Annotated in this window: 1 protein-coding gene; it reads right to left on the reverse strand. The window is 61.5% G+C overall.

Annotated elements, in window-relative coordinates; all coding sequences use genetic code 11:
- Positions 1–19: 19 nt before the first annotated feature.
- Positions 20–655: RNA-guided endonuclease InsQ/TnpB family protein (locus ACYP5B_RS01710; protein ID WP_459568313.1), on the reverse strand; the 636-nt coding region annotated here is incomplete at its 5' end.

The raw sequence follows: 655 nt of genomic DNA on the forward strand, positions 1-655 counted from the left end.
TTTGACATCCTCCCCTCCCTCAGCCTTCGGCTGCCGCGCTTTGCGCGGAAAGGGAGGGGATTCCTGCGGCGCTCAGGGGCAGCATGGAGCTGCTCACCAAGTCGCTTAGGTGGGTTCCTGCTGCTGGCGGCATTGCTGCACCGCTCACTTCACAGGCGAACCGGGCGTGTCCCGCCCTTAAAACGTTGATCGCGCCGACCAGGTCGGCATGTTCCTCGAAGCCGCATTCCACGCACGCGAAGCGCGCTTGTGTCCGACGGTTGTTCGCCGAAACGTACCCGCAGCACGGACACGTTCGGCTTGTGTTCTGCGGCGGCACTGCGACGAGATACCCACCATTCCACGCCAGCTTGTAATCCAGCTGGCGACGGAACTCGTACCACCCCTGATCGAGGATGGCTTTGTTTAGGCCGGACTTGGCCCGAACACACTTGCCCGGCTCCTCACTAGTACCCGCCGCTGACTTCGACATATTGCTAACCCGCAGGTCCTCGATGCATACCATCGCGTGGTTATTGCTGATCGTGGTCGTGGCCTTGTGCAGGTAGTCGCGGCGGGTGTTGCCGATGCGGGCGTGAATGCGCTGGACTCGGGCTTTGGCTTTCCTCCAGTTTCTGCTGAACTTTGTCTTGCGGCTCATTGCCCGCTGCGCCTT

Source organism: Cupriavidus sp. 8B (assembly GCF_054589115.1).